The sequence below is a fragment of the Williamsia herbipolensis genome (assembly GCF_000964005.1).
In the GTDB taxonomy this organism is placed as follows: domain Bacteria; phylum Actinomycetota; class Actinomycetes; order Mycobacteriales; family Mycobacteriaceae; genus Williamsia_A; species Williamsia_A herbipolensis.
Genome location: NZ_JXYP01000014.1, coordinates 15,967 through 41,007 on the forward strand (window position 1 = coordinate 15,967; position 25,041 = coordinate 41,007).

General features: G+C 68.5%; 24 protein-coding genes and 1 pseudogene. 12 read left to right on the forward strand and 13 right to left on the reverse strand.

The window, feature by feature from the left end; all coding sequences use genetic code 11:
- Positions 1-6: 6 nt before the first annotated feature.
- The 9 genes and pseudogenes from TU34_RS05925 to TU34_RS05965 form a co-directional block, all read right to left on the reverse strand.
- A complete protein-coding gene (locus tag TU34_RS05925; protein ID WP_045821951.1) occupies positions 7-294 on the reverse strand; it encodes a hypothetical protein in 288 nt (95 codons plus the stop codon).
- Complete coding sequence (locus TU34_RS05930; protein WP_150116417.1) at positions 291-1,682, reverse strand: MFS transporter; 1,392 nt, start codon at positions 1,680-1,682, stop codon at positions 291-293. The genes TU34_RS05925 and TU34_RS05930 overlap by 4 nt, the downstream gene beginning before the upstream one ends.
- 26 nt (positions 1,683-1,708) lie before the next feature.
- Complete coding sequence (locus tag TU34_RS05935; protein ID WP_045821952.1) at positions 1,709-2,161, reverse strand: VOC family protein; 453 nt, start codon at positions 2,159-2,161, stop codon at positions 1,709-1,711.
- A gap of 74 nt (positions 2,162-2,235) precedes the next feature.
- Entirely contained in the window at positions 2,236-3,603 is a 1,368-nt protein-coding gene (locus TU34_RS05940) for an aspartate aminotransferase family protein (protein ID WP_045821953.1), read from the reverse strand.
- Positions 3,600-4,628, reverse strand: coding sequence for a TIGR03842 family LLM class F420-dependent oxidoreductase (locus TU34_RS05945; RefSeq protein ID WP_045821954.1), 1,029 nt, complete (start codon positions 4,626-4,628; stop codon positions 3,600-3,602). The genes TU34_RS05940 and TU34_RS05945 overlap by 4 nt, the downstream gene beginning before the upstream one ends.
- A gap of 15 nt (positions 4,629-4,643) precedes the next feature.
- Positions 4,644-6,065, reverse strand: coding sequence for a dihydropyrimidinase (gene hydA, locus TU34_RS05950; RefSeq protein ID WP_045822217.1), 1,422 nt, complete (start codon positions 6,063-6,065; stop codon positions 4,644-4,646).
- Between the two features lie 28 nt (positions 6,066-6,093).
- Positions 6,094-6,735: pseudogene (locus TU34_RS05955) on the reverse strand (nitrilase-related carbon-nitrogen hydrolase); the annotation flags it as partial.
- Positions 6,684-7,886 carry a DUF222 domain-containing protein gene (locus TU34_RS22930; protein ID WP_082079924.1) on the reverse strand — a complete coding sequence of 401 codons (1,203 nt, stop codon included), beginning with the start codon at positions 7,884-7,886 and terminating at the stop codon, positions 6,684-6,686. The pseudogene TU34_RS05955 and the gene TU34_RS22930, both read right to left, overlap by 52 nt.
- A gap of 314 nt (positions 7,887-8,200) precedes the next feature.
- Positions 8,201-9,577 carry a glycosyltransferase 87 family protein gene (locus TU34_RS05965; protein ID WP_082079926.1) on the reverse strand — a complete coding sequence of 459 codons (1,377 nt, stop codon included), beginning with the start codon at positions 9,575-9,577 and terminating at the stop codon, positions 8,201-8,203.
- Between the two features lie 86 nt (positions 9,578-9,663).
- On the opposite strand from TU34_RS05965, the gene TU34_RS05970 reads away from it, so the two are divergent.
- On the forward strand, positions 9,664-10,695 hold the full coding sequence (locus tag TU34_RS05970) for a patatin-like phospholipase family protein (protein ID WP_045821955.1): 1,032 nt from the start codon (positions 9,664-9,666) through the stop codon (positions 10,693-10,695).
- Positions 10,692-11,264, forward strand: coding sequence for a GNAT family N-acetyltransferase (locus tag TU34_RS05975; protein ID WP_045821956.1), 573 nt, complete (start codon positions 10,692-10,694; stop codon positions 11,262-11,264). The genes TU34_RS05970 and TU34_RS05975 overlap by 4 nt, the downstream gene beginning before the upstream one ends.
- Here TU34_RS05975 and TU34_RS05980 read toward each other — a convergent pair.
- From TU34_RS05980 to TU34_RS05990, 3 genes are read right to left on the reverse strand one after another with little or no spacing between them, the layout of a single operon-like run.
- Positions 11,252-11,977: an amino acid ABC transporter ATP-binding protein gene (locus TU34_RS05980; protein ID WP_045821957.1), complete on the reverse strand. Its 726-nt coding sequence runs from the start codon at positions 11,975-11,977 to the stop codon at positions 11,252-11,254. The two genes, TU34_RS05975 and TU34_RS05980, sit on opposite strands and share 13 nt — an antisense overlap.
- Positions 11,977-12,822 carry an amino acid ABC transporter permease gene (locus TU34_RS05985; protein WP_045821958.1) on the reverse strand — a complete coding sequence of 282 codons (846 nt, stop codon included), beginning with the start codon at positions 12,820-12,822 and terminating at the stop codon, positions 11,977-11,979. The genes TU34_RS05980 and TU34_RS05985 overlap by 1 nt, the downstream gene beginning before the upstream one ends.
- Positions 12,819-13,721 carry an ABC transporter substrate-binding protein gene (locus TU34_RS05990; RefSeq protein ID WP_045822221.1) on the reverse strand — a complete coding sequence of 301 codons (903 nt, stop codon included), beginning with the start codon at positions 13,719-13,721 and terminating at the stop codon, positions 12,819-12,821. Before TU34_RS05990 ends, TU34_RS05985 begins: the two co-directional genes overlap by 4 nt.
- Positions 13,722-13,822: 101 nt before the next feature.
- Here TU34_RS05990 and TU34_RS05995 point away from each other — a divergent pair, with 101 nt between their 5' ends.
- The 10 genes from TU34_RS05995 to TU34_RS06040 all read left to right on the forward strand — a co-directional run bounded on the left by TU34_RS05995 (position 13,823) and on the right by TU34_RS06040 (position 23,422).
- Entirely contained in the window at positions 13,823-15,034 is a 1,212-nt protein-coding gene (locus TU34_RS05995) for an MFS transporter (protein WP_045821959.1), read from the forward strand.
- A gap of 20 nt (positions 15,035-15,054) precedes the next feature.
- A complete protein-coding gene (arcA, locus tag TU34_RS06000; protein WP_045821960.1) occupies positions 15,055-16,293 on the forward strand; it encodes an arginine deiminase in 1,239 nt (412 codons plus the stop codon).
- 19 nt (positions 16,294-16,312) lie between these two features.
- Positions 16,313-16,672 (forward strand): GntR family transcriptional regulator, encoded by a 360-nt coding sequence (locus tag TU34_RS06005; RefSeq protein ID WP_045821961.1) that lies wholly within the window; start codon positions 16,313-16,315, stop codon positions 16,670-16,672.
- Between the two features lie 229 nt (positions 16,673-16,901).
- Positions 16,902-18,530 (forward strand): BCCT family transporter, encoded by a 1,629-nt coding sequence (locus TU34_RS06010; RefSeq protein ID WP_045822222.1) that lies wholly within the window; start codon positions 16,902-16,904, stop codon positions 18,528-18,530.
- 64 nt (positions 18,531-18,594) lie between these two features.
- On the forward strand, positions 18,595-19,692 hold the full coding sequence (locus TU34_RS06015) for an ATP-binding cassette domain-containing protein (protein WP_045821962.1): 1,098 nt from the start codon (positions 18,595-18,597) through the stop codon (positions 19,690-19,692).
- A complete protein-coding gene (locus TU34_RS06020) occupies positions 19,689-20,345 on the forward strand; it encodes an ABC transporter permease (protein ID WP_238981186.1) in 657 nt (218 codons plus the stop codon). The genes TU34_RS06015 and TU34_RS06020 overlap by 4 nt, the downstream gene beginning before the upstream one ends.
- A 2-nt stretch (positions 20,346-20,347) precedes the next feature.
- Positions 20,348-21,076, forward strand: coding sequence for an ABC transporter permease (locus tag TU34_RS06025; RefSeq protein WP_045822224.1), 729 nt, complete (start codon positions 20,348-20,350; stop codon positions 21,074-21,076).
- 64 nt (positions 21,077-21,140) lie between these two features.
- On the forward strand, positions 21,141-22,049 hold the full coding sequence (locus tag TU34_RS06030; protein ID WP_045821963.1) for an ABC transporter substrate-binding protein: 909 nt from the start codon (positions 21,141-21,143) through the stop codon (positions 22,047-22,049).
- A gap of 80 nt (positions 22,050-22,129) precedes the next feature.
- Positions 22,130-22,723 (forward strand): hypothetical protein, encoded by a 594-nt coding sequence (locus TU34_RS06035; protein ID WP_150116419.1) that lies wholly within the window; start codon positions 22,130-22,132, stop codon positions 22,721-22,723.
- A 99-nt stretch (positions 22,724-22,822) separates the two neighbouring features.
- Entirely contained in the window at positions 22,823-23,422 is a 600-nt protein-coding gene (locus TU34_RS06040) for a hypothetical protein (protein WP_045821965.1), read from the forward strand.
- Positions 23,423-23,434: 12 nt separating this feature from the next.
- On the opposite strand, the gene TU34_RS06045 is transcribed toward TU34_RS06040, so the two are convergent.
- Positions 23,435-25,015 (reverse strand): dolichyl-phosphate-mannose--protein mannosyltransferase, encoded by a 1,581-nt coding sequence (locus TU34_RS06045; RefSeq protein ID WP_045822225.1) that lies wholly within the window; start codon positions 25,013-25,015, stop codon positions 23,435-23,437.
- Positions 25,016-25,041: the final 26 nt, after the last annotated feature.

Genomic DNA, 25,041 nt, shown 5'->3' on the forward strand with positions numbered 1-25,041 from the left:
CGGACATCAGCGCTCGAGGAGGGCGCTGCCGGTGCCGGTGAGCGCGATCATGAAGAACGCCAGCAACAGCCAGCTCGCGCCCTGCCACACCTGCCACATGCCGCCGGTTTTGTAACACGTGTACGTGCGACGCAGGGCGCCGACGGCGCCCGCCAGGATGATCAGCGGGAAGACGACGATCATCACCGTCGGCACCTGGTCGTAGAGCAGCGCGGCGACACCGATGAACGCGAGCGCGACCACCATCACGGCCAGCACGTAGAGACCGGCCGAGCGGATGGTGGTGGTGTTCACGGGGAGGTGCCTCCAGGGTTGGGGGTTGCGATCGTCGCGTCGGCGGACAGTCCGGTACTGCGGTGCCCGAGAACGGCGACGTTGATCATCAGCGCCACCATCGCCGCGGCCACCAGGGTGAACACGGGTCCCGATCCGTTCGCGTCGAGGAACGGCAGCAGGATGAACGGCAGCACACCGGTGGTCAGTTTCGACAGCGAGTACGCGGCTCCGGCCGCGGTGCCCCGGATGGCTGTGGGGTACGAATCGGCCAGATACACATGGTAGGCGTTCGAGAACAGGTTGCTGGCCATCGTGTAGAGCACCCCCGACACCACGATCGCCCACGCCGCGCCCGCCACACCGAACCAGATGCCGAACGCCGCCATCAGACCCGCCGAGCCGATCACCAGCCATTTCCGTTCGACGCGTTCGACGATCGGGATGGCGAGGATCGACCCCAAGGGGTAACCGAGATACGTCGCGGCCACGAATCCCAGCGAGGTCACCAGGTCGAAGCCCTTGTCGAGCAGCACGATCGGGGCCAGGGTGCCGAACCCGTAGTAGCCGAACACCTCGAGGATCGACAGGATCCACAGCATCGTGGTGCGCCGCCCGAGGGGCGGACGGAACAGCGCGGCAGGTGAGACCTTGCGCATCGGGGTGACCTGCAGGTGCGGGTCGGGGTCGGCCAGGGTGTGACCGGCGTCGATGGCCTGCTGTTCGAAACGTCGGCAGATCTCGTCGGCCTCCGCGTGCCTGCCCTGCGTCTCGAGCCAGCGCGGCGACTCGGGCAGTCCGCGGCGGACCAGCCAGACCGCGAACGACCCCAACGCGCCCAGGACGAACAGCCAGCGCCACCCGTCGATCCCGAACGGGTCGATGGGGACGAGCCAGCGCGCGAGCAGGCCGACGGTCGGCACGCCGAAGAACGCGATCGTGTACGCCCACGAGATGAACTTGCCGCGCACGTTCTTCGGCAGCAGGTCGGACAGGTACGAGTCGGCGAGTGCGAACTCGGCGCCGATGCCGACGCCGGCGATGAACCGCGTGATCACCAGGAACGTCGCGTTCGGGCTGAACGCGCCGAGCAGGGAGAACAGCGAGTACACCGCGAGATTGATCATGAACGCGCGGCGTCGCCCGACGCGGTCGGCGTATCGACCCATCACCGCGGCGCCGAGGAACTGCCCGAGGAAGGCCGATCCGAGGAGCAGGTTCAGTTCGTTGCGGCTGAGGTCGAGCTCGGTCTTGAGCACCGAGGAGATCGTCGCGGCGAGGAAGTTCTCGTAGAGGTCGAAGAACAGTCCGAGGCCGATGACGCCGGTCGCAACCCAGTGGGCGCGCACGATCGGCAGGCGGTCGAGGCGGGCGGCGACGCTGACGGAGGGGGTCTGCAGGTCGGTCACTTTCCCAGACTAAACACCCGCCCACCTCACACGGCGGCGACGGCCGCCTCGAGGTCGGCGACGACGATGCGGGTCATCGACATCATCGCGCCCATCGCCGCGCGCGCCCGCGCCGGATCCGGGTCGGCGAGCAGTTCGGGGAGGCGGGCGGGCACGATCTGCCAGCTGAGTCCGAAGCGATCCTTGAGCCACCCGCACTGCGACTGTTCTCCGCCGTCGAGCAACGCGTCGTAGTAGCGGTCGGCCTCGGCCTGGTCGGCGCAGTCGATGGTGAACGACACCGCCTCGGTGAACGGGAACATCGGGCCGGCGTTCATGGCGAGGAACCGCTGGCCGTTGATCTCGAAACTGGCTGTGGTGACGGCGTCGCCGGCCTTGCCGACGTGGTGGACGGTCATGTCGTCGAAGATGCCTCGATAGAACTCGAGGGCGGCCTCGAGGTCGTCGTCGAACCACAGTGACGGGGTGATGGCGGCCATGATGGTGCTCCTGTCGGTCGAATCGGCGGTGTCCGGAGATACCGACTCGCCTCGCCCGCCGAACTCATCGGCGCTCAGACCACGTGACGGTCGGCGAGGTCGAGGACCTCGTCGAGAACTCCCATCGCGTGGGTGAGGTCGTCGTCGGAGGTGACCAGCGGCGGCGCGAGGTGGATGCGGTTGAAGTGGGTGAACGGCCACACCCCGCGCTCCTTGAACGCACCGACGAGTTCGGTCATCGGGGCCGCGGCCGCACCGGAGGCGTTGAACGGCACGAGACCCTCGCGGGTCGCCGGGTCGCGGACGAGTTCGATCGCCCAGAAGAACCCCATGCCGCGGATCTCCCCGACCGACGGGTGGTTGTCGGCGATCTTCTCCAGGGTGGGACGGATGAGGTCCTCACCGGTGGTGCGGACACGGTCGATGACGCCGTCGGCCTCGAACGCCCTGATCGACGCCACACCCGCCGCGCAGGCCAACGGATGGCCGCTGTAGGTGAGGCCGCCGGGATAGGGCGTGTCGGCGAAGTGGTCGGCGATGCGCGACCCGATGACGACGCCGCCGAGCGGGACGTAGCCGGAGTTGACGCCCTTGGCGAAGGTGATGAGGTCGGGCGTGACGTCGAACGCGTTGACGCCGAACCACTCTCCGAGACGGCCGAACCCGACCATGACCTCGTCGGCGATGTAGACGATGCCGTACTCGTCGCACAGGGCGCGGACACCGGCGAGGTACCCCGGCGGCGGGACGATGACGCCGTTGGTGCCGATGACGGTCTCGATGATGATCGCGGCGATCGTCGCCGGACCCTGCAGTTCGACCACCTGGCGCAGATGGTTCAGTGCCGCAACGCCTTCGGCCTCGATCGAATCGGTGTTCCACGGCGACTGGAACGGATACGGGCCGAAGAACCGGGCGACGTCGTTGCCCGTGGGCTCGGCGCGCCAGCGGCGGGGGTCGCCGGTGAGACCGATGGTGGTGCCCGAGGCACCGTGGTAGCTGCGGTACATCGCCAGCACCGTCGATCGGCCGGTGGCCACCCGCGCCATGCGGATCGCGTGCTCGTTCGCCTCGGCGCCGGCGTTGGTGAAGAACACCTTGTTCAGGTCGCCCGGTGCGCGCTCGGCGATCAGGCGGGCCAGTTCGCCGCGCTTGTCGTTCGCGAACGACGGGGCGATGGTCGGCAGGATGCGGGCCTGTTCGCAGATGGCGTCGACGATCGCGGGGTGGCCGTGGCCGGCGTTGGCGTTGACGAGCTGCGAGCCGAGATCGAGGTAGCGGTTGCCGTCGTAGTCCCAGAACCAGGAGCCCTGCGCACCGGCGATCGGCAGCGGATCGATCTGCGCCTGCGCCGACCACGAGTGGAATACGTGGGCGCGATCGTCGGCGCGGACCTGTGCGCCCGCGGCGGGGTCGGGGGTGGGGACGGAGGTGTCGGTCATGGCCTCATTGTGCCTCGCGACAGCGCAGGCATGACATGCGCGCCGTAGGCCTCGAGCGTCGCGGAGTTGGCGTCGTGTTGCAGGTAGACGGCGAACTGGTCGACGCCGAGTTCGTGCAGCTCGGAGAGGCGGGCCACATGGGTGTCCGGCGGACCGATGACGCAGAAACGGTCGACGATGTCGTCAGGCACGAAGGTGGTGTGGGTGTTCCCGGCGCGGCCGTGCTCGCTGTAGTCGTAACCGGTGCGGCCGGCGATGTAGGAGGTGAGCGCCTCCGGGACCTCTGAGGTCGCGCCGTACCGGGTGACGATGTCGGCGACGTGGTTGCCCACCATCCCGCCGAACCAGCGGCACTGATCGCGCGCGTGGGCCATCGCGTCGGGGGAGTCGTCGTCGGTGACGTACGCCGGTGCCGCGACGCAGAACCGGATCGCGGCGGGGTCTCGTCCGGCGCGTTCGGCGGCGGCCCGCACCTGCCCGATCATCCACACGGCGATGTCGGGGTCGCCGAGCTGCAGGATGTAGCCGTCGGCGACCTCCCCGGTGAGCGCGAGCGCCTTCGGACCGTAGGCCGCGACCCACACCTCGAGGGAGGAACCGTGACTCCACGGCAGTCGTAGCGTGGTGCCGTCGACGGCGACCTCGCCGGAGTTGCCCAGCGCACCGATCACGCGGATCGACTCCCGCAGGGTGGCCAGCGTGCTGGGCCGTCCGTCGAGGGTGCGGACCGCGGAGTCCCCGCGCCCGATGCCGCAGATGGTGCGGTTGCCGTACATCTCGTTGAGTGTGGCGAACGTGGAGGCGGTGACCGTGGGTTCACGCGTCGCGGGATTGGTCACCATCGGTCCGACGACGACCCGATCGGTGGCGGCGAGGATCGCCGAATGGATGACGTACGGCTCCTGCCACAACAGGTGGGAGTCGAACGTCCAGACGTGGCTGAACCCCAGTTGTTCGGCCCGCACCGCGAGGTCGATCACCTGCGACGCGGGTGGATTGCACTGCAGCACGACACCGAGATCCATGGGGCTCCTATCTCGTCACATGAGGTTCTGCGACAGGCCGCGTCTGACGAACGCGCCGTGGCCTGCGGTGCCGCGGTAGGCGCCGTCGTCGATCACGATGCGCCCCCGCGAGATCACGGTGTCGACGTGGCCGTCGATCTCGAAACCCTCGTAGGCGGAATAGTCCATGCTCATGTGGTGGGTCTTCTGCACGCCGATGCTGGTGTGGCCGTTCGGGTCGTAGATGACGATGTCGGCGTCGGCGCCAGGGGAGATGATGCCCTTGCGCGGGTACATGCCGAACATGCGCGCGGGTGTCGTCGCGCAGATGTCGACCCACCGTTCGAGCGAGATCCTGCCGTCCTGCACCCCCTGGAACATGAGGTCGATACGGTGCTCGACCGAGCCGATCCCGTTGGGGATCTTCGAGAAATCCCCGACGCCCATGTCCTTCTGGTCCTTCATGCAGAACGGGCAGTGGTCGGTGGCGACCGCGGTGACGTCGCCGGTGCGGATGTAGCGCCACAGCTCGTCCTGGTGTCCTTCGGCGCGGGGCCGCAGCGGCGTCGAGCACACCCACTTCGCGCCGTCGAAACCCGGTGCGCCCAGCTGTTCCTCGAGCGACAGGTACAGATACTGCGGGCACGTCTCGGCGAACACGTTCTGCCCGTTGCCCCGAGCCGTCGCGATCTGCTCGAGAGCCTGCTTCGCCGAGACGTGCACCACGTACAGCGGTGCGCCGGTGAGGTGGGCCAACATGATCGCGCGGTGGGTGGCCTCCTCCTCCATCTGCCAGGCCCGCGAGGTGCCGTGGAAGTAGGGGGAGGTGTCGCCGCGCGCGAGGGCCTGCTCCACCAGGACGTCGATGGCGATGCCGTTCTCGGCGTGCATCATCATCACCGCGCCGAGTTCGGCCGCGGACTGCATCGCCCGCAGGATCTGACCGTCGGTGGAGTAGAAGACACCCGGATACGCCATGAAGAGCTTGAAACTCGTCACGCCCTCGGAGACGAGTTCACCCATGGCGCGCAGTGATTCGGCGTCGACACCACCCATGATCTGGTGGAAGCCGTAGTCGATCGCACAGTTGCCCGCCGCCTTCTCGTGCCAGGTCGCGAGGGTGTCCTGCAGGCGCATCCCCGGGTTCTGGATGGCGAAATCGATGACGGTGGTGGTGCCGCCCCACGCCGCGGCCCGGGTGCCGGTCTCGAAGGTGTCGCTGGCCTGTGTGCCACCGAACGGCATCTCCATGTGGGTGTGGGCGTCGACGCCACCGGGGATCACGTAACGGCCGGTCGCATCGATGGCGGTGTCGGCGGTGGCGGCGAGATCGGCACCGAGAGCGGTGGATCCCGGTGCCAGCAGCGCCACGATCGTCTCACCGTCGACGAGGACGTCGAGATCCTGGACGCCGGTGGACGACACCACGGTCCCGCCGTGGATGAACGTGGTCGACATGGTGGTCGTCCCTTCGATCGTGGCGGTGTCAGGGGGCGGTGAGCGGACCGTAGGCGTCGGGGCGCCGGTCACGATAGAACGCCCACCGGTTGCGGACGGTCTCGATGAGGCTCAGGTCGAGGTCGCGGACGATCAGTTCGGGCTCGGTGTCGGACCCGACCTCACCGACGAACTTCCCCTCGGGATCGACGAAATAGCTAGTGCCGTAGAAGTCGTTGTCGCCGTAATCGGACTCGACGCCGACCCGGTTGATCGCCGCCACGAAGTACTCGTTGGCCACCGCCGACGCGGGCTGTTCGAGTTTCCACAGGTAACTCGAGAGGCCTCTGCTCGTCGCGGACGGGTTGTAGACGATCTGGGCACCGGCCAGTCCCAGGGCGCGCCACCCCTCTGGAAAGTGCCTGTCGTAACAGATGTAGACGCCCACCTTGCCGACGGCGGTGTCGAACACGGGCCAGCCGAGGTTGCCGGGGCGGAAGTAGAACTTCTCCCAGAACCCTGGAAGCTGCGGGATGTGGTGCTTGCGGTACTTCCCGAGCAACGTCCCGTCGGCGTCGATCACGACCGCCGTGTTGTAGAGGAAGCCGCCCTGTTCCCGTTCGTAGATGGGCACCACCATCACCATCGACAGCTCGCGCGCCAGATCGCAGAAAGGTGTCGGTGGTGGGCCCGATGATCGCGACGGCGGTGTCGGGCCCGGGCAGCAACGTGAGCAGCGCGGCGAGAGCGAGGAAAGCCCCGTACGACGTCCAGTCCATGGCGCCACGATAAGTCGGACGCACCGTCGGGGCCAGCCGGGATCACGATGTCCCATCCGGCGGTGTGGACGGCGACGTGGCAGCGGCGGCACAGGAGGCATCCGTTGTCGACGACGGTCTTCCCGCCGTCGGCGTAGTGGGTGATGTGGTGGACGTCGCACCACGCAGCAGGAGCCCCACACTTCACGCAGCACCAGTCGCGGGTGAGGACAATTTTGCGTGCGCGACCGGTGAACGTGCGTTGTTCTGCCGCGACGCTGATGGGTGCGCCGTTGAGGTCGACGCCGACGCCGAGAAGTCTCGCGTCGCATCGCAGGAGTTTGGCGGTGAGGTCGCTGATGGGTCCGAGCCAGGTCAAGCGGGCCGGTTCGGTGCTGTCGAGGGGGACGGTGACCACGATTTCCGTGGCCGGCGCTCCCGACAACGCATCTGGTGTGAGCCCACGGGTGGCCAGCTCCAGTAATTGTCCGAACCCGTCGGCCCGTCGACGGGCAGTTGGTCGCTCGTCAGGGTCTCCGCCGGTATGGGGCCGGGGTCTCGATGCCTTGTCGAGGGCGGTGATGAGGCGTTCGCCGGTGGCGACGTCGAGGTCGAATGTGCCGTGGAGCCGACCGCCGTCTCCTTGGTGGTAGCCCAGTTCGTTGAGCGCGGAGTCTTCGGCGATCGGTATCGCTGGGGGTTCTGCGGGCGTGTGAGTGATCGCCGCGGCGCGGGCGGCGTCGGTGATCTCGGCCGGTGTCGCTCCCGACAGGGCCTGTGATACCAGCCGTTGTTCGAGGCCGATGATCAGATCGGACTCGACCGGTTCCCCGGTGCGTCGTGCGACATGGTCGATCCCGCGAGCGACAGCATCGAGGTGTTCGGCCGACAGGCCACCGTCGCGGGAGTGTCGAGCGAGCACCGGTAGGACCTCCGCGGCCCGTCCGAGGCGCATCAATCGTGACGCCACGGCCGGCGCGACACCGTTGGCGACCAACAGTTCTCGCAACGACATCCCGCAGTGTGTCGCGACCCCGACACGCTCGGCCTGCGACGTCAACCGCGCCAACACCCCGTCGACCACCGCTCGAAGAGCGACGGCACCACGGATGGCGGCGACGATCTCGGCGTCGACGTCGGCGACAACTGTTCTCTGTGTGCCGAGTTCGTCGACCAGTCGGTCGGCGAACTCGATGAATGATCCCCGGTCATCCTTCTACCGTACGCACGTTCGAACCCGTGTGTAAGAGGATAAGCGACGAATAATGCTGGAAGGCAATGGAATAACGGCTTGGGCGACGCCCCCGATCACCACGCTACTGGACGGTGCCGACAATGATCGGAGTGAACATCACGTTGATCCACAGGCCGTGGAGACGAAGTGCCCAATCGTCGCGATCACCTCCCCAGACGACGGATGTGGGTGACGGTGGTCGCGACGAGGGCGAGCACGGCCATGGCCATCACCCCGGCGTAGGTCTGCAGCGACGTGTCGCCCTGGCCCGAGGTGTAACCGTCACCGCCGCTGCGATTCCCACCCATTCCGCCACGCGCTCTGCCGCCCGCTCCGCCAGACGGGCGGCCACCGCCCATGCCCGCGTCCGGGCGTGGGCCGCCTCCGCCGGGGCCGCCACCGGGCCGCCCTCCGAACCCGCCACCGGCCTGGTCGCCGGTGAGGGAGTCGTAATAGCCTCCGAACGAGGCGATCTGGACGAGGATCGGGATGATCCAGTAGCGCATGGGCAGGTAGAACGCCACGATGACGGTGAGCACCTCGGCCATGTAGAAGTACCGCTCGTGCATGGCGGGGAGGAAGAACGGCACCACCACGGCACTGGTCGCGACCGCGAGGAGGATGGCGGTGTCGTCGAGCTCCGGCTTGTGGCGCAGCGCGTAGAGCAACGCCGCGGCGGTGAGTACGCAGACCACACCGACACCCGCGTAGGCAATCCAGGTGACGGTGCCGCCCAACGAGATCCACTGATACAGGTTCGGCGCACCCAGCGTCAGCTGCTTGTACGAACCGGTCTGGTTCACGTACACGCCCAGCACCTCACCGATCGGTGCGCCGACCAGCAGCGGAGGGATGTCGAGCAGCAGCATCACCGCGGGGATCGCGAGCAGCGACCGCCACGGTATCCGGCGCCGCAGCACGAGGAACGCGACCACCGGGATCAGGAAGATCGCCTGCAACTTGAACGACAGTGCGAGACCGATGAACACGCACGCGAGCCACGGCCGACGACGCAGGAGGAAGTAGACCCCGCCGACGGCGAAGGCGGAGTAGATGCCGTCGGCCTGGCCCCAGTAGGAGCTGTTGGCGACCACGGTCGGCAGGAACAGGATCAGTCCGAACACCAGGGCCCGCGGCCAGAACGTGGGATACCGCAGCCCGACGATGCGATAGGCGAAGTAGGCGAGCACGAAGTCGAACGCGATCGAGATGCCCTTGATGCCGACCAGCGCCGGAATGTGCAGGTAGGTGAGGATCGCGATCAGGTACAGGTACGGGTAGTTGTAATCGGCGAACGACTCGGAGAACGCCGCGAAGCCGCCGTTGTCGGCGATATGGGTGTACCAGCGGTCGAGGAACGCGGTGAAGTCGAGACTGCGGTGGTCGAGGAAGGCCAGTCGCAGGCCCAGCGCCGCGACGGCGATGACCACGAGCACGGCCGCGCGGACGAGTCGGGAGCGGTCACCTCGAGGTGCGGGTGGCGTCGTCGGCGCGACGGCCGTGCGGGGTGGCGCGGCCGGGGTGGCGGCATGGCTGGTCATGGCACCCACGATGACGCGGGAGTCTGGGAGGTCGGTGTGGCGTGCCCGGCAGTTCCCTGACCGCCGACGACTCGTAGTCTGGCGTCGTGAGCAGAACAACCGTCGCTGTTGCATTGGGGAGTGGCGGTGCCAGGGGCTATGCCCACATCGGGGTGTTGCAGGTCCTCGCCGAGCACGACTACGAGATCGTGGCGATCGCCGGTTCGTCGATGGGTGCGCTGATCGCCGGGCTGCACGCGGCCGGGCGTCTCGACCAGTACACGTCGTGGGTGCAGGGCCTCAACCAGCTCGACGTGATGCGCCTGATGGATGTGTCGCTGTCGGCGCCGGGCGTCATCCACGCCGCGAAGATCCTCGACAAGGTGCGCGAGATCCTCGGGGAGGTCCACATCGAGGACCTGCCGATCCCGTTCACCGCAGTCGCCACCGACCTCACGTCCGGGCGCCCGAAGTGGTTCCAGAAGGGGCCGGTCGACACCGCGATCCGCGCCTCGATCGCGATCCCGGGTGTCATCACCCCGTACGTCCACAACGGTCGTGTGCTGGTCGACGGCGGCATCCTCGACCCCGTGCCGATCGCGCCGCTCGCCGCGGCCGGCGCCGACCTGATCATCGGCGTCGATCTCGGCGCGGACACCGGCGGCATCGACGCCGAGGTCGGCGACACCCACACGCCGACGGTGCCCGGTGCGATCGAGGCGATCCGCCAGGCCGCGTCGCCGATCCTCGACCGCGACTTCGTGCGCTCCATCGTCGACCGGTTCGCCGGTGACCCCGGCGCCAACGACGCCGACACCGTCGACGCGGACACCATCGACGCCGAGGCCGACTCGTCGGCGCGTCGCCATCCCGAGACCGAGTCGCGTGTGATCACCAGCCCGTCCGACGACTCCGCCGTCCGCAAACTCAGCCGGTTCACCGTCATGGACCGATCGCTCGACATCATGCAGGAGGCGCTGGCGCGCTATCAGCTCGCGGCGTTCCCCCCGGACCTGCTGATCGAGGTGCCCCGCACCGCCATTCGCAGCCTCGACTTCCACCGCGCCGGCGAGATGATCGACCTCGGCCGCACTCTCACCGAACGCGCACTCGACGATCTGCAGACCCGCCGCTGGTGACGCCGACGCGGGTCTCGTCGCAGTCGACGTTCACCTTCCGTCCGGTGACCCGGGCGGACTACCCGCGTGTCGGTCGATGGCTCGCCACACCGGATGTCGAGCGGTGGTGGAACCAGGCGTACGACCCCGCGTCGCTCGAGAAGCAGTTCGGACCGGTGATCGACGGTGAGACGCCCGCCGAGGATCTCGTCGTCGAGGCCGACGGCGAACCCATCGGACTCCTGCAGCGCTGCCGGATCATCGATTTCGGCGACTACGTCGACGAACTCGCGCCGGTCATCGGACCGGTCGCCGCCACGACCTACACGATCGACTACCTGATCGGGGTCCCCGAACTGCTCGGTCGTGGCATCGGGCCCGGGGTGATCGTCGCCGGATGCGCCGACACCTTCGCCCGACACCCCGACGCCGAACGGATCGTCGTCCCGGTCGTCGCCGCCAACCGCCGCTCGTGGCGCGCACTCGAGAAGGCCGGCTTCCGCATCGTCGCGAGCGGGGCACTCACCCCCGACAACCCGATCGACGACCGCGCCCACCACATCCTGGCGCTCGAACGTCAGCGCAGGTGACGGGCCAGGAACTCAGCGGTGCGCGGGCTGCTCGGCGCGGTGAAGATCTGCTCGGGCGGACCGGACTCCTCGATCGCGCCGTCGGCGAGGAACACGACCCGGTCGGACACCTCGCGGGCGAACGTCATCTCGTGGGTGGCCATCACGATCGTCATCCCGTCGGCGCGCAGGCCGCGGATCACGTCGAGCACCTCGCCGACGAGCATCGGATCGAGCGCGGAAGTGATCTCGTCGAGCAGCAGCACCCGCGGGCGCATCGCGATGGCGCGGGCGAGCGCGACGCGCTGCTGCTGCCCACCCGACAACGCATCGGGGTAGGCGTCGGCCTTCTCGGCCAGTCCGACACGGTCGAGCAGGGTGAGCGCCTCGCTGCGGGCCTCCGCGCGGGGCACACCGAGCGCCCGGACCGGCCCCAGGGTGATGTTGGCCAGCACCGACAGGTGCGGGAAGAGGTTGTAGGCCTGGAAGACGATGCCGATCGATCGGCGCACCTCGTCGGCGTCGACACGGGGATCGGTGATCTCGCGGTCGTCGAGGAAGATGTCGCCGTCGTCGACCTCCTCGAGCAGGTTCAGACACCGCAGCAGCGTCGACTTGCCCGACCCCGACGCACCGATGAGGCACACGACCTCACCCTCGGCGACGTCGAGATCGACACCGCGCAGCACCTCGTGACCGCCGAACGACTTGCGGATCGCACTCGCCCGCAGCATCAGATGCCGTTCTCGCGGCGCAGCGACCGCACCGTCAGATGGTCGGTCAGTCGGGCGAGCGGGATGGTCGCGACGATGAAGAAGCACGCCGCGACCACGTACGGGGTGAACACGAAGTCGCGGCCCGAGATCACCTGGGCGGCGCGCAACGACTCGACGAGCCCGATCGTCGACAGCAGTGCGGTGTCCTTCTGCAGCGACACGAAGTCGTTGAGCAGGGGCGGGGCCACCCGCCGCAACGCCTGCGGCAACACCACATGGCGCAGGGTCTTCGCGTACGACAGACCGATCGCGCGACCACTGGCCCACTGCGACGGGTGGACCGAGAGGATCCCGGCGCGGATCACCTCGGCCACGTAGGCGCCGTAGCTCAGCGTCAGGGCGATCACGCCGAGCCAGAACAGGCTCGTCGGCAGACCGGTGAGTTCCAGCGCGGGCACGCCGAACCCGACGAGCAGCACGATGAGGAGGGTGGGCGTACCGCGGAAGACGTCGGTGTAGACGACGGCGATCACCTTCACCGGGGCGAGCGCGGGCGCCGGGATCACCCGGATCACCGCGATCAGCAGACCGAGCACGAGCACCGCGACCTCGACGGTGAGGAACAGTCGGATGTTGAGCACAAACGCCGACGCGACGTCGCCGAGGGAACCGACGGCGTCGTCGTAGTCGAAGAACGTCGCCCGCACGCGATCCCAGCCCGGCGAGGCCAGCACCACCCCGACCAGGGCACCGAGCACGACGATCGTCGACACCGCCGCGACGGTCGCGCGGATCCGGTTGCGTCGCCGTCGGTATCGCTCGCGTTCGCGTTGTCTCGCGCTGCGGGCAGGGGCCTCGGTCAACGGAGTTCGGGGACGCTGGTCGCCTGGGTGAGCCAGCGGTCCTGCAGGCGGGTCAGCGTGCCGTCCGAGGTCAGAGCGTCGACCGCGGCCGAGACACAGGGTGTGAGCGCACTGCCCTTCGACAGGAGCAGCCCGAAGCGCTCCTGTTCGCCCTTGGTCGGCTGGAACTCCCCGACGATCTTCGCGCCGGTGAGCTCGGCGGAGGTGAGGTAGTACGCGGTGGGGAGATCGGCGACGATGGCGTCGACCTGTCGGTTCTGCAACGCCTGCCCGGCCTTCGACGTGTCGTCGTACACCAGCGGTGCGGTGGTGGGGGCGATCTGGTCGATCGCGGTGAGCGAGGTGGTCGCGATCTGCGCACCGAGCTTCGCGCCCTTGAGGTCGGCCAGCGATGTCGCGCCCGCGTACTTCGAACCCTGCAACGTGATGATGGCCTGTGAGGCCGAGTAGTACGGACTCGAGAAGTCGACGGCCTTCGCCCGCTGGGCGGAGATCGAGAACTGGTTGATGTCGAAGTCGAAGTTCTTCTTCCCGGGCTGGATGACCTGGTTGAACCCGGCCTTCGTCCAGGTCACCTGGTTCTTGGCGAACCCCAGCTTGTCGGCGACGGCATAGGCGACCGCCGACTCGAAGCCCTCACCGTTGGTGGGCGTGTTGTCGACGAACCACGGCGAGTACGCCGGGTCGTCGGTGGCGACGGTCAGGACGCCGGGTGTGGTCAACGCCAGCGAGCCCGGACGGCAGTCGGCCAGCGACGTCGACGACGACGCAGGCGCCGAGGCATCCGCGGAATCGGATGCGGGGGCACAGGCGGCGGCCGTGACGGTGAGCGCGAGAACCGCGGCCGAGAGGACGAGCCGAGGCGCCGGGAGGCGGGGAGTGGTGCACGAGATACGCATCCAGAGATCGTAGAGACGTCCGGCGATTTTGGTGCAGGGGCGCCCATCGTCGACGATCGGGGTATGGCCGCACACCCGAGTCCCCGTCCAGAGCGACACCGGTGAAGCAGATCCCCCGCGGCATCTGGGTCCTGCTCGCGGCGAACGTGGTCATCGCACTGGGCTACGGGCTGATCGCGCCCGCCCTGCCCACCTTCGCGCGCAGCTTCGACGTGTCGGTGGCCGCGGCGACGGTGATCGTGTCGGCCTTCGCGATGATGCGACTGCTGTTCGCGCCGGCCAGCGGCAAGCTGGTGTCGTGGCTGGGCGAGCGCCGCATCTATCTCACGGGCCTGCTCATCGTCGCCGCGTCGACCCTCGCGTGCGCCTTCGCCCAGACCTATTGGCAGCTGCTCGTGTTCCGCGGGCTCGGCGGCATCGGGTCGACGATGTTCAGCGTCTCGGCGCTCGCCCTGCTCATCCGTCTCTCACCGCCCGACATCCGCGGTCGCGTCTCGGGCTTCTTCAGCGGCGGTTTCCTGCTGGGCAACATCACCGGTCCGCTGATCGGTGCCGGGCTCGTGAGCTACGGGCTGCGCCTGCCGTTCGTGGTCTACGCGATCGCGTTGCTGATCGCGTCGGCCGTGGTGGCGACCGCGCTGCGCGACGTGGGGGGCCGACCGGTCGCCGGCAGCGGACCGGTCATCGATCCGATGGGTCTGCGGGAGGCACTGCGCGACAGGACCTATCGGGCCATCCTCGCCTCGAGCTTCACCCAGGGATTCGCCAGCCAGGGTGTGCGTGTCGCGCTGGTCCCGCTGTACATCGTCTACGGGCTCGACGAGTCGAGTGCGTGGTCGGGTGTGGTGCTCGCGATCTACGCCGCGGGCAACGTCGCGTCGATCCTGCTGGCGGGGCGGCTCTCCGACCGCTACGGCCGCAAACCGATCATGCTGCCGGGTCTGGCGTTGATGTCGGGGGCGACGCTCGTCCTCGGTTTCAGCGGATCACTGTGGGTCGCCGGCGTGCTGAGCTTCGTCGCGGGCACCGGCTCGGGTCTGTTCGCCCCCACCCACCAGGCGGCACTCGCCGACCTGCTCGCCGCACGCGGACAGGGCGGCACCGCGCTGGCGGCGTTCCAGATGATCTCCGACGTCGGTGCCGTCAGCGGACCGATCCTCGCCGGCCTGATGGTCGACCACGCCGGTGGCTACGGGCCCGCGTTCGCGCTCACCGGTGCGGTCCCGCTGGTGGCCCTGGCGCTGTGGGCCTTCGCGCGGGAGACCGCGCCCGTTCGTGTGGGTATCGCCGCGTCCGAGGCGCACTCGCCCTGAACGAGCACTACCGTGATCCCATGGAGAACGCGGATCCCCGGGGACATGCGCTGGGTTCCGATTCGGAGGTGGGCAGACTCCGGACGGTGATGCTGCACCGCCCCGGTGACGAACTGCGCCGCCTCACCCCGCGCAACAGCGACCAACTGCTGTTCGACGGACTGCCGTGGGTCGACCGGGCCCAGGAGGAGCACGACGGGTTCGCCGAGGTGCTGCGCGAACGCGGGGTCGAGGTGTTGCTTCTCGGCGACCTCCTGGTCGAGACGATCGAGCGCAGCGGCGCCGCCCGCATGCAGGGGATCGCCGCCGCGGTCAGCGCGCGCAGGCTCGGACACCACCTGGCCCAGGAACTCACCGGACACCTGCGGACACTGGCCCCGCGTGACCTCGCGTCGGTGTTGACCGCCGGGATGACCTTCGACGAACTCCCGGAGAGCCCGGCGGCGGCGCGGTCGTCGCTGGTGCGGCGGATGCACCACGGCGTCGAGTTCGCCATCGACCCGCTGCCGAATCTGCTGTTCACCAGGGACAGTTCGTTCTGGATCGGCGCGCGGTTCGCCATCACCAGTCTCGCGTTGCCCGCCCGCAGCCGCGAGACCTCGCTGACCGACCTCATCTACGCCCACCATCCCCGTTTCCGGGGAGCCCGTCGCGCCTACGAATCGCACAGCGCGCCGGTCGAGGGTGGCGACGTGCTGCTGCTCGCGCCCGGTGTCGTGGCCGTCGGGGTGGGGGAGCGCACCACCCCGGCCGGGGCGGAGGCGTTGGCGCGCAGCCTCTTCGACGACGAACTCGCGCACACGGTGCTCGCGGTGCCGATCGAGCAGCGGCGGGCGTCGATGCACCTCGACACCGTCTGCACCATGGTCGACGTCGACGCCGTCGTGATGTACCCCGCCATCCAGGACACGTTGTCGGCCTTCACCATCCGGCGCACCGGCGGACGCGGCGAGCACCCCAGCGTCACCGGGCCCGCGCCCTTCGTCACCGCCGCGGCCGAGGCCATGGCCATCGAGAAGCTGCGCGTGATCGACACCGGACTCGACGCGGTGACCGCCGAACGCGAACAGTGGGACGACGGCAACAACACCCTCGCGGTCTCACCGGGTGTCGTCGTCGCCTACGACCGCAACGTCGAGACCAACCGGCGCCTGCGCGATTCCGGGATCGAGGTGCTCACCATCAGCGGCAGCGAACTCGGTTCGGGGCGTGGCGGTCCGCGGTGCATGTCGTGTCCGGTCGCCCGGGATCCGTTGTGACCGCAAGGGAAACGGCCCGATGAAGATCACGATCGATCCGGGGTCGGCGGTTGCACCCTACGAGCAGGTGCGGATGCGGATCATCGAACTCGTCGGCTCGGGGGACCTGCTGGTGGGCACCCGCCTCCCCACGGTGCGCGCCCTGGCCGATCAGCTCTCGATCGCGCCGAACACCGTCGCGCGGGCCTACCGCGAGCTCGAGTCGGCGGGGGTCATCGAGACACGAGGGCGCAACGGATCCTTCATCCGGGCGCGGTCGGACTCCGCGACGCAGCGTGCCCAACGTCTCACCGTCTCCCACGTCGCGGCCCTGCGTGCGCTCGGCGTCGACGACGCGGCGATCGCATCGATGCTGCGCACAGCTCTGGACACCGACTGATCGGGCCGTCCGCGCATACCCGAACGTGACCACGGCACCCCCGGTGTTACGGGTGGGTGTCCATTTCCGCGGTTCGTTTGTCCGAACTGCCGCCGTGCTGCGACAGTGAGTTATGGCTGTTTCGACCGGTATGCACTCTCCCGACGCCCACGGCGACGTCTCACCGACGGCGACCCACCCCGCATCGACGCAGGTGGCGCCCGATCCCCACGCCGGTGACGGCGGACGGATGAGGGTCGACTTCGTGGTCTTCGGGGTGACCGCGGCGCTGGTCGTGGCGTTCCTGGTGTGGGGCATCGTGGACAAGACGAGCCTCAAGGACGTCACCCGCACCATCCTCGACTGGATCACCGACAACCTCGGCTGGATGTTCATCCTCTCGGCCACCGGGTTCGTGCTGTTCGCGATCTTCCTGGCGGCCAGCAAGTACGGGAAGATCCCCCTCGGCCGCGACGGTGAGAAGCCCGAGTTCCGCACCGTCAGTTGGATCGCGATGATGTTCAGCGCCGGCATGGGCATCGGCCTGATGTTCTACGGCGCCTACGAGCCGCTCACCCACTTCAGCACCGCGCCCCCCGGGACCGAGGGGCAGAACGTGGGTGTCGCCATGGCCACCACCATGTTCCACTGGGGCTTCCACCCCTGGGCGATGTACGCCGTCGTCGGACTCGCGATCGCCTACAGCACGTACCGATGCGGCCGCGGCCAGCTCATGAGCGCGGTGTTCGCGCCCCTGCTCGGCCACCGCGCGAACGGGTGGGGCGGCAAGGTCATCGACATCCTCGCGATCTTCGCGACCCTGTTCGGCACCGTCGCCTCGCTGGGCCTGGGTGCGGCACAGATCGGTTCGGGCTTCGAGGAGCTCAACTGGGCGGGCGAGAGCGGAAAGCTGTTGCTGGTCGGCATCATCGCGGTCCTGACCGCGGCGTTCGTGGCCTCCGCGGTCTCCGGTGTCGCCAAGGGCATCCAATGGCTGTCGAACATCAACATGGTGCTCGCGATCGTGCTGGCGCTGTTCATCTTCGTCGTCGGTCCGACCGTGTTCATCCTCAACGTCATCCCCACCTCGCTGGGCAGCTACGCCCGTGAGATCACCGCTGACGCCGCGCGCACCAGCGCCAACACCGACGCCGCCGGACAACAGTGGCTGTCGGACTGGACGATCTTCTACTGGGCCTGGTGGGTGTCCTGGACGCCGTTCGTGGGCATGTTCCTGGCCAAGATCAGCCGGGGTCGCACCATCCGCCAGTTCGTGGTGGGCGTCATGGTGGTGCCGTCGACGGTGTCGCTGGTGTGGTTCGCGATCTTCGGTGGCACGGCCATCAGTCAGCAGATGAACGGAAAGGGACTGGCGGACAGCCCGAACGAGGAGTCGCAGCTGTTCGACATGCTCGGCAACCTCCCGTGGGCGGGTATCGCCTCGGTCCTCGTCATGGTCCTCGTCGCGATCTTCTTCGTCTCCGGCGCAGACTCGGCGTCGCTGGTGATGGCGACGCTGTCCGAACGCGGACGCGCCGAACCCTCCAAGGGCGTCACCGTGTTCTGGGGTGTGCTCACCGGCGCCGTTGCCGCACTGCTGCTCTGGGTGAGCGGCGACGACGCGCTGCAGGGCATCAAGACGATGGCCATCATCGCGGCGCTGCCGTTCGTGATCGTGATGATCGTGATGTGCGTGTCGCTCTACAAGGACCTGCGCCGCGATCCGCTGATCCTGGCCGAGAAGCACCGCAGCGACGGACTCGAGGACAAGCTGCGCGTCCACGCCAACACGATCGCCGCGACCGACGACACCAACGACGTGTTGCCGTCGGACGATCTGCCCGTGGACACCTCGCTTGTGCGCGAGGAGAAGGTCTGACGTTATACGGTCGGTAGGTTCCCATCTTCTGGGAGCCGGAGACCGACAGTGACGAAGGACGACCATGATCGAGTTCGAGCGGGTCTCGAAGACGTATCCCGACGGGACGGTCGCGGTCGACGGTCTCGATCTGACCGCCCCGAACGGTGAGATCACGGTCCTGGTCGGGCCGTCGGGATGTGGCAAGACCACGACGATGCGGATGGTCAACCGACTGATCGACCCGACCGAGGGTCGCATCACCCTCGACGGCACCGACACCGCGTCGATCGACGCCGTCACGCTGCGCCGCCGCATCGGGTACGTCATCCAGAACGCCGGGCTGTTCCCGCACCGCACCGTGGTCGACAACGTCGCCGCGCTGCCGCGCCTGCTCGGCGACGGCAAGAAGCAGACCCGTGCCGCGGCGATGGACCTGCTCGAGCGCGTCGGGCTCGACGCGACGTTCGCCAAGCGGTATCCGTGGCAGCTCTCCGGCGGACAGCAACAGCGGGTCGGTGTTGCGCGAGCGCTCGCGACCGACCCGCCGTTCCTGCTGATGGACGAGCCCTTCAGTGCCGTCGACCCCATCGTGCGGGCGCAGCTGCAGGACGAGTTCCTGCGCCTGCAGGCCGACATCTCGAAGACGATCATCCTGGTCACCCACGACATCGACGAGGCGCTCAAACTCGGCGACCGTGTCGCGGTGCTCCGTCAGGGCGGCCGGCTGGCCCAGGTCGCCACACCGGCCGAGCTCCTCGAGGCGCCGGCCGATGCGTTCGTCGCCGACTTCGTCGGCAGCACACGGGGATACCGCTCACTCGGCTTCCGGTTCGGTGACGACGAGCTCATCCCGCAGACCGAGCCGACGGTCACCCTCGGCGAACCCGTCGGTGAGATCGACGGCCGTTGGGCCCTGGCCGTCGGTGCCGAGGGCCGGCCGGTCGGGTGGGTCGACGCCTCGGCGGTCGGGACCCGCGCGGTGGAGTCGGACGACATCAACCTCGCCGGCACGGTCGCGCGCGCCGACAGTCCGCTGCGCGAACTGCTCAACTCGGCGCTGTCGAGTCCGGCGGGCCGCTGCGTGATCGTCGACGACGACGGTGTTCTCGTCGGTTCGGTGACCGACACCGATGTGCTGGCGGCGATCCGCCGGGCGCGGGCGAGCGAGGGTGCGGCGTGAGCAAGATCCTCGACTGGGTCGGCGACAACTACGGGCTCGTGTGGTCGCTGACGGTCAGCCACATCTGGCTGACGCTGATACCCACCGCCATCGGTCTGCTCATCGCACTACCGCTGGGCTGGTGGGCGTATCGCTCGCGCCGGAGCTACACCCCGATCGTCGGTGTCGCGGGCCTGTTCTACACGATCCCGTCGCTGGCGCTGTTCATCTTCCTACCGCCGGTCATCGGTACAAAGATCCTCGATCCCATCAATGTCGTTCTGGCGCTGACGATCTACACCGTGGCGTTGCTCGTGCGCGTCGTCGCCGACGGACTGGCGTCGGTGCCCGTGGAGACCGTCCTCGCCGCGCGCGCCATGGGGTACCGGACGTGGCAGATCCTGTTCCTGGTGGAGCTGCCGGTCGCGGTGCCCGTGATCAGCGCCGGACTCCGGGTCGCGGTGGTGTCGAACGTGTCGATCGTGACCCTTGCCGCGCTGCTCGGCATCTCGCAGCTCGGGTCGTTGTTCACCCAGGGTCTCCAGCTGCAGCTCTACGGCCCGCTGGTGTCGGGCGTGGTGATGTGTGTGGTCCTCGCGGTGATCTTCGACGTGGCGATCCAGATCGCGAACCGCATCGCCACGCCGTGGCGTGAACGGGTCGTGACCTCGTGAACGTGCCGGGCTGGTTCGCCGACAGCTCTCACTGGACCGGACCCGACGGTGTGCCGGCCCAGATCGGCCACCACCTCGTCTACACCCTGCTCGCACTGGGCATCTCGCTCGTGATCGCCGTGCCGCTGGGGATGTTCGTCGGCTACACCGGTCGGGGCGGAGGACTCGTGGTGGGTTCGGCCAACGCCCTGCGCGCGCTCCCGACCCTCGGTGCACTGGTGCTGCTGTTCCTGCTCATCTCCTCGAGTGTCAGCGGGCAGGCGGTCTACCTGATCCCGACGACCGCCGTGCTCGTGTTGCTCGGGGTGCCACCGATTCTCGCCGGCACCTACGCCGGCATCCAGAACGCCGACTCGGGAGCGGTGGGCGCCGCGCGGGCGATGGGCTACACCCGCGCCCAGATCCTGATGCGCGTCCAGTTGCCGTGCGCGCTGCCGCTGATGCTGTCCGGGATCCGCAGCGCGACACTCCAGATCGTCTCGACCGCCACCGTCGCGGCCTACGTCGGGCTGCAGGGCCTCGGTCGGTTCATCCTCGACGGGCGCGCCGAGGCCGATTTCACGAAGATGACCGCAGGCGCCCTCCTCGTCGCGGTTCTCGCGATAGCGTTCGAGGTGTTGTTCGCCCTGCTCGGTCGATTCACGATCTCGCCCGGTCTGCGACGTTCCGAGGCCTCGGCGACCCGTTCACGCCCCTCGCCGGCGATCCCGGTGGCGGCGCCGGGCACGTGAACCCTCGCCCCGCGCACCCACCCCACAGTCGTCCACCCCAGCGTCACCACATCGAGGAGAACCCATGAAGAAGACCACCCTGGTCGCGGCCGCCATCGCCGCCGCGACCGTCATGACCGTCTCGGCCTGTGGTGGCGACCCGCTCAACAGCAGCACCGACCAGTCGGGTTCGTCGGGTTCCCAGATCATCATCGGCTCCGCCGATTTCACCGAGAGCCAGCTCGTCGGTGAGATCTACGCCCAGGCCCTGCAATCCAAGGGTGTCGCGGTGAAGACCCAGTTCAACATCGGCAGCCGCGAGGTGTACTTCACGGCGCTGAAGGACTCGTCGATCGACCTCGTGCCCGAGTACACCGGCGCGCTGCTGAAGTACCTGGACGAGAAGTCGACGGCGTCGACCCCGCAGGCGGTGGACGCCGAGCTCACCCAGAAGCTGCCCGAGGGCATCGTGGGCCTGACCCCCTCGCCCGCCGAGGACAAGGACGCGATCTGCGTCACCCAGGACACCGCCTCGAAGTACAAGCTCGCGAAGGTCTCCGATCTGGCGCCGGTCGCAGGAGAACTGGCGTTGGGCGCCGCTCCGGAGTTCAAGACCCGCGTGCAGGGTGTGGTCGGCCTGAAGGACGTCTACGGCGTCACCTTCAAGAGCTTCGTACCGCTCGACGCCGGCGGCACGCTGACGATGAACGCGCTCACCAGCGGACAGGTGCAGGCGGCCAACCTCTTCACCACCGACCCGGGTATCGCCAAGAACAAGCTGGTCGCCCTCACCGACGACAAGTCGCTCTTCTCGGCGCAGAACGTGTTGCCCGTCATCAAGAAGTCGAAGCAGACCGACACCGTGACGACCACGTTGAACGCGGTGTCGGCGAAGCTGACCACCGCCGATCTGATCACCTTGAACGGACAGGCCGCCGACGGCACCAAGCCCGCCGACATCGCCAAGCAGTGGTTGGCGGCGCACCCCGTCTGACGGAGGAGACGCGGTCGTTCTCCGCGCGAACGATGTGTGGTACTTTTCGGTACCGGACATTCGCGACAGTTGGAGACCACGTGATGCCACGCATCGGCCGTACCGCCCTGATCAGCCGCCGCGGCCTGACCGCCGCGATCGCGACCCTCGCCGCCACGGCGGGGGTCGTGGTCGGTGTCGCGCCCGGCGCCGCCGCGCCCACCACCGGCTCGGCGGCGTTGCTGCCCCCGAACACCGTGCTGTCGCCGCCGTCGCTGCTCAACGCGCCGTATGTCGACATCCTCGCCGCCACCGTCGACTACCGACCGGCGTTGGGGCGGGTGTCGGCCACCGTGTTCCTCCGGGGCGTGCCCACCCCGGCGGCGCTCGGCGGTCCCGCCTACAGCATCACCCTGCGTGGCCCGGTCATCGGACGGGGCGCGTCGATCGGTGCCGGCGTGGTCGGCGTGCCGGCGCGCGGTTCGCTCGCGGTGGACCGCACCGGGTCGGGGCAGGACACCGTCGTCCCCGCCCGGATCTCCTACAACGGTGCGTCGGTCGTCGTCACCGCCACCGACGACCGCCTCGCGAACCTGCCTCTCACCGCGTTCGATGTCACCGCGACCAGCGCGGGCAACGGGACGGTCACCAGCCCGCTCGGCGTCGACAGGGTGTCCGGCCGACTCGGCGGCTGAGCGGCCGCCGGACGGGTCCGCGTGATGTCGTTCGGCGGGGGCGTGCGAACTGCAATACTTCTCCGGACACGTCCGTTCGGAATCGCCTCAGGGGTCTGTATGCATCGCACTGCTCGTCGTTCCGCCGCTCGTCTGTCCGCCGTCGCGCTCGCCGGCTTGGCCGCGGTGACCGGCGTGGTGACCGCCGCCGGACCGGCGTCGGCGGCGTCGGTGACGGTGCGGTCCCCTATCGAGGCGGTCGTCGGCAGCGTCGACATCACCTCGACCACGGTCGACTACGACCGCGCCGTGGGGCGCCTCGACATCACCATCGTCGTGCGCACCAAGGCAGGTGTCGGACGGGGTTACGGTCCGAACTATTCGGTGCTGCTCTACGGTCCGCGCAACGTCACCGGCGGCACCGGACAAGCCGTGGCGGCGATCTCGGCAATCGGTCGTCCGCTGCTCAAGGGCTTCCCGGTTCGCCCGGGCACCCCGGTTCCCGTCCCGCTGATCGTCAACCCGGTCGGCACCGATCAGGACCAGATCGTCCAGGTCCCGACCCGGATCATCGGCAACCGTGTGGAGTTCCGCGTCACCGACAACCGGTTGAAGAACCTGCCGCTGCGCTACTTCGACGTGCAGACGAGCCTCGACCGCAACTTCGTGGGCGGCGACTTCGCCACCACCGACACCCTCCGCGGACGCCTGCCGAACTGATCTCCGGCGAGATCACCGCCAGCTGGGCAGCCACATCTGCATGTTCCACATGTGCAGGGACAGTGGCGCTCCGGTGAGGATCGGCCACATCCACACGAAGTTCATGATCACCAGACCGATGTAGATCGACGCGACGATCGCACCGAGCATGCGGCGTTCCCGGCCGAACGTCGCCCATCGCCCGTCGGCGCCCAGCAGGTCACCGACGCACAGCGCCAACCCCATGATCAGGAACGGCGCCATCGCGGTGGCGTAGAAGAAGTACATCTGACGGTCGAGGTTGGCGAACCAGGGGAGCCACGCCGCGCCGTAGCCGACGATGACCACCGCGTACCGCCAGTCGCGGCGCAGGATCCACCGCCACAGACCCCACAGCAGCATCGGGAACGCCAGCCACCACATGGCGGGCGTGCCGATCAGCATCTGCACGCGGATGCATTCGCCGCCGCCGCACCGGTCGGGGCCGTTCTGCACGGCGTAGAGCATGGGGCGCAGGCTCATCGGCCACGTCCACGGCTTCGACTCCCACGGGTGGTGGTTGCCCGCGGAGTTGGTCAGGCCCTCGTGGAACTTCAGGATCCCGGCCTCGTAGTACCAGAGCGACCGGAAGGCGCCGGGCACCCACGAGAACGGGCCGTCGTAGCCGACGGCGTTGCCGACCTCGTAGCGGTAGACCGACGTCTCACCGGCGAACCACGGCGCGAAGCTGCCGAGGTAGACCATGATCGGCACCGCGCCGAGACTGAACCCGGCCGGGATCAGGTCACGACGCAGTGTGCCGAGCCAGGGACGCTGTACGTGATAGGCCTTGCGGTTGGCGACGTCGAACCCGACCGACAGCAGCAGGAAGAACAACACGAAGTAGATGCCCGACCACTTGGTGGCGCATCCGAGCCCGAGCAGCACCGCGGCGCCGAAACGCCACCAGCGGAAACCCAACCGGGGCCCGAACGGTGAGTCGGCCATGCGGCCCTCGACCGACACCCGATGCAGCCGGGCGCGCATCTGATCACGGTCGGCGACCAACGCCGCCATCGCACCGAGCACGAAGAAGATCTGGAAGATGTCGAGCATCCCGACGCGCGACGACACGAACGTCACGCCGTCGACGATCATGAACACGCCCGCGATGGCGCCGATCAGCGTGGAGCGCGTGACGCGGCGGGTGAGTCGGTAGACGATGAGGACCATGACGATGCCGACGACCGCGGACATGAACCGCCAGCCCAGCGGGGTGTAACCGAAGAGACCCTCGCCGGCGGCGATGAACCACTTGCCGACCGGCGGATGCACCACGAGCCCGTAGGCGGGGTTGTCCTCGATCCAGTTCCCGCCGGTGAGCACCTGCCAGGCCTGGGGCACGTAGTGCTTCTCGTCGAACACCGGGGTGCCGTTGTCGGTGGGGCTGGCCAGCCCCCAGAACCGGGTGATCGCGGCGATCCCGGTCAGCACCGCGGCGACGATCCATCCCCGCTTGCGGTCGTCGGCGCCGAACACCGGAGCGGGGATCGACGGCCCGGGGCGACGGCCGAGGTCCTCCGCCGCGCCACCGTCGTCGGTCGGGCCGTCGTAGCGGTCGACCGCGTCGGTGATCGGAGGCGCGAGGGTCACGTGCTCGA

Excerpts from the sequence above, each read along its gene's own strand:
- TU34_RS05990 (WP_045822221.1), bottom strand. The coding sequence starts at position 13,721 with ATGCGTATCTCGTGCACCACTCCCCGCCTCCCGGCGCCTCGGCTCGTC.
- hydA (WP_045822217.1), bottom strand. The coding sequence starts at position 6,065 with ATGTCGACCACGTTCATCCACGGCGGGACCGTGGTGTCGTCCACCGGC.
- TU34_RS06015 (WP_045821962.1), top strand. The coding sequence starts at position 18,595 with ATGATCGAGTTCGAGCGGGTCTCGAAGACGTATCCCGACGGGACGGTC.
- TU34_RS05980 (WP_045821957.1), bottom strand. The coding sequence starts at position 11,977 with ATGCTGCGGGCGAGTGCGATCCGCAAGTCGTTCGGCGGTCACGAGGTG.
- TU34_RS06010 (WP_045822222.1), top strand. The coding sequence starts at position 16,902 with ATGAGGGTCGACTTCGTGGTCTTCGGGGTGACCGCGGCGCTGGTCGTG.
- TU34_RS05940 (WP_045821953.1), bottom strand. The coding sequence starts at position 3,603 with ATGACCGACACCTCCGTCCCCACCCCCGACCCCGCCGCGGGCGCACAG.
- TU34_RS05965 (WP_082079926.1), bottom strand. The coding sequence starts at position 9,577 with ATGACCAGCCATGCCGCCACCCCGGCCGCGCCACCCCGCACGGCCGTC.
- arcA (WP_045821960.1), top strand. The coding sequence starts at position 15,055 with ATGGAGAACGCGGATCCCCGGGGACATGCGCTGGGTTCCGATTCGGAG.
- TU34_RS06030 (WP_045821963.1), top strand. The coding sequence starts at position 21,141 with ATGAAGAAGACCACCCTGGTCGCGGCCGCCATCGCCGCCGCGACCGTC.
- TU34_RS05945 (WP_045821954.1), bottom strand. The coding sequence starts at position 4,628 with ATGGATCTCGGTGTCGTGCTGCAGTGCAATCCACCCGCGTCGCAGGTG.
- TU34_RS06005 (WP_045821961.1), top strand. The coding sequence starts at position 16,313 with ATGAAGATCACGATCGATCCGGGGTCGGCGGTTGCACCCTACGAGCAG.
- TU34_RS05935 (WP_045821952.1), bottom strand. The coding sequence starts at position 2,161 with ATGGCCGCCATCACCCCGTCACTGTGGTTCGACGACGACCTCGAGGCC.
- TU34_RS06040 (WP_045821965.1), top strand. The coding sequence starts at position 22,823 with ATGCATCGCACTGCTCGTCGTTCCGCCGCTCGTCTGTCCGCCGTCGCG.